Annotated in this window: 3 protein-coding genes; 2 read left to right on the forward strand and 1 reads right to left on the reverse strand. The window is 68.7% G+C overall.

Annotation, left to right across the window (positions count from 1 at the left end):
* Together RIM90_RS14695 and RIM90_RS14700 are read left to right on the forward strand one after the other, a co-directional pair.
* Positions 1-674 (forward strand): DUF5753 domain-containing protein (locus RIM90_RS14695; protein WP_309061138.1); only part of this gene is annotated, 674 nt, incomplete at its 5' end.
* The gene (locus RIM90_RS14700) at positions 671-862 is read left to right on the forward strand and encodes a DUF397 domain-containing protein (protein ID WP_309061139.1); all 192 of its coding nucleotides are present in this window, start codon (positions 671-673) and stop codon (positions 860-862) included. The genes RIM90_RS14695 and RIM90_RS14700, both read left to right, overlap by 4 nt.
* Before the next feature lie 31 nt (positions 863-893).
* Here RIM90_RS14700 and RIM90_RS14705 read toward each other — a convergent pair whose 3' ends face one another.
* Entirely contained in the window at positions 894-2,453 is a 1,560-nt protein-coding gene (locus tag RIM90_RS14705; RefSeq protein WP_309061140.1) for a polysaccharide lyase family 1 protein, read from the reverse strand.
* Positions 2,454-2,733: the final 280 nt, after the last annotated feature.

Here is a 2,733-nt window from a genome sequence, read left to right on the forward strand (position 1 = left end):
AGGGCGGGAAGCGGATCCCCCGGCCCGAGTACCTGGAGAAGGCGGACGAGGTGCTGGGGGCGGGCGGACTGCTCGCCGCGATGAAGGAGGACGTGGCGAAAGTCCGGTACCCGAAGACGGTGCGGGACCTGGCCAAGCTGGAGTCCAGGGCGGTCGAGCTGATGTCGTACGGCAGTCACAACATCCACGGGCTGCTCCAGACCGAGGAGTACGCGCGCGCCCTGCTGGCCACCCGTAGGCCGACCCTGACGGAGGACGAGCTGGAGCGGGCGGTCACCGCCCGGATGGCCCGCAAGGTGATCTTCCAGCGGGTGCCGTCGCCCGAACTCAGCTTTGTCCAGGAGGAGGTGACCTTGCGGCGCCCGGTCGGGGGCAGGATGGTGTTGCGGAGGCAGCTCGAACATCTTCTGGAAGTCGCACAGCTGAGGAACGTCGACCTCCAGGTGATGCCGACGTCACGCGGCGACCACCCGGGGACGGGCGGGCGCGTGCAAGTGCTGAAGTTCGCGGACGGCACGGCCACCGGCCGGGCCGACGACGCGTTCGGCAGCCGCCCGGTCCACGACCCCCGGCAGCTACGGATCCTCGAACTGCGCTATGGCATCATCCGGGCGGAGGCGCTGACCTCTCGGGAATCACAGGCATTCATCGAGCAACTATTGGGGGAAACATGAGCCACAACGCCGACCTGACCTGGGTCAAGAGCAGCTACAGCGACAGCAGCGATCCCAACGACTGCGTCGAAATCGCCATATCCCCCACCACCGTCCACATCCGCGACTCCAAGAACCCCGACGGCCCCCGCCTCGCCGTCACCCCCGACACCTGGATCACCTTCGTGAACCGGGCCGCGACTTGGTGACAGGGCGTGGACGGGGGCCGTCGGCCACCGGCTAGCCGGCGTACGTCTCGAACTCGGCGACCCTCGGGGTGCCCGAGGAGCCGGTGATCTGGAAGGTGATCTTGCTCAGGGTGGTGCGGGGGACGGAGATCACGCCCGCTCCGCTGCCGGAGGCGAGCACCGCGCCGGTGTCGTGGTTGACGAGCCTCCACGAGCCGATGTTGCCCACGGCGCCCGAGGCCTCACGGATGTTGACCTTGGACACGGTGGTGGGCGAGCCCCACTTGACCGAGACGGAACCGGTCGAGCCGGCCGGCGACCAGTAGGTGCTCATGTTGCCGTCCCGCACGTTGCCGTAGCTGGTCCCGTCGGCCTTGCTGCTGCCGTCGGCGCCGGCCCCGATGCTCAGGTTGGTGCCGCTGGGCGGGGTCGTCGGGTCGGTCGGGGTCGGCGTCGGGTCGGTCGGGGTCGGCGTGGGGTCGGTCGGGGTCGGGTCCGGGGTCTGCGGTGAGCAGTTGCCGTCCGACACCTTCAGGCCCTTGTTGGCGCCCGCCGTCTGGCTCACGACGCCCGGCACGCAGCTCGCCCCGTCGAGACCGTACGAGTACGGGACGGAGACCGTGGTGTTGGACTGCGGGTTCGGGCCGGCCGGGTTGTTGTCCTCGCCGCGGCTGGACCAGGTCACGTTGTCGAAGATGTTGCCGCTGACCTGCCAGTAGCCGGCCGCGTCGGTGTAGAAGGTGCCCAGGACGTCCTTGGAGTCCTCGAAGTAGTTGTTGTCCACCTTGGCGCGGGCCCCGGCGCGGGAGTTGATGCCGGACTCGTTGAGGCCCTTGTAGTGGTTGTTGTAGATGTGGGCGATGCCGCCGCGCAGCAGGGGCGTGCGGGAGTCGATGTTCTCGTACAGGTTGTGGTGGAACGTCACGTACCCGTTCGAGGTGTCGCTCTCGCTGGAGCCGATGAGGCCGCCCCGGCCGGAGTTGCGCAGGATGCTGTAGGACAGGGTCACGTACTGGGTGTTGTCCTTCATGTCGAAGAGGCCGTCGAAGCCCTCCGACTCCCCGCCCGACGCCTCCAGGGTGACGTGATCGACCCAGACGTTGCGGACGCCGCTCTCCATGCCGATGGCGTCGCCGCCGTTGGACGTGGGCGAGCCCGACTTCTTGACGTTCCGGACGGTCACGTTCTGGATGATGATGTTGCTGGACTCCCGGATGTGGATGCCCAGCTGGTCGAAGACGGCTCCGCCGCCGACCCCGACGATCGTGACGTTGCTGATCTGCTTCAGCTCGATCACGCCGTCGGCGGTGCTGCAACTGCCGCCCGACACCTTGCTGGTGTTGGCGTGGTTGATGGTTCCCTCGACCTGGATGGTGATCGGGGTGCTGCGGCTGGCCCGGTTGCACAGGGCCGCGTGGATGGCGGTTCCCGTGGTGGCGCGCACCGTCTGCCCGCCCGCGCCGCCGGTGGTCCCGCCGTTCTGGGTCGCGTAGCCGGTGGCGCCGGTGGTGGCGGCCGACGCCTCGGGCGTCGACAGCGTCATACCGACCGCGGCCGCAAGGGCCCCCGTGGCCAGCAGCGCGGAGAGTCGCAGTGCGACTGGTCGTCTCATCCTCGCCTCGCCTTTCGTCTTCGGATGCCGGACATGACCGTTCCCTGTCATGGGCATGACAGTAAAACCGCCCACGGCGGCCATGCGGCTCGGCTCATCAAATGGGAAAGCGCTTTCTGTCGGCGACAGTAGAGCGACGCGCGAGGGACTGGCAAGGCTCCGCGCAGTTACGGAACGCCATCTTCCGCATTTTGTGGGAGCGCGCCCACACACGGCAGCGGGGGCCGGCGGTTCGCAACCGCCGGCCCCCGCACGCCCGAGGGCGTGGTGCCCGCCCCCC

The sequence above is a fragment of the Streptomyces sp. genome (assembly GCF_031181555.1).
GTDB lineage: Bacteria > Actinomycetota > Actinomycetes > Streptomycetales > Streptomycetaceae > Streptomyces > Streptomyces fimbriatus.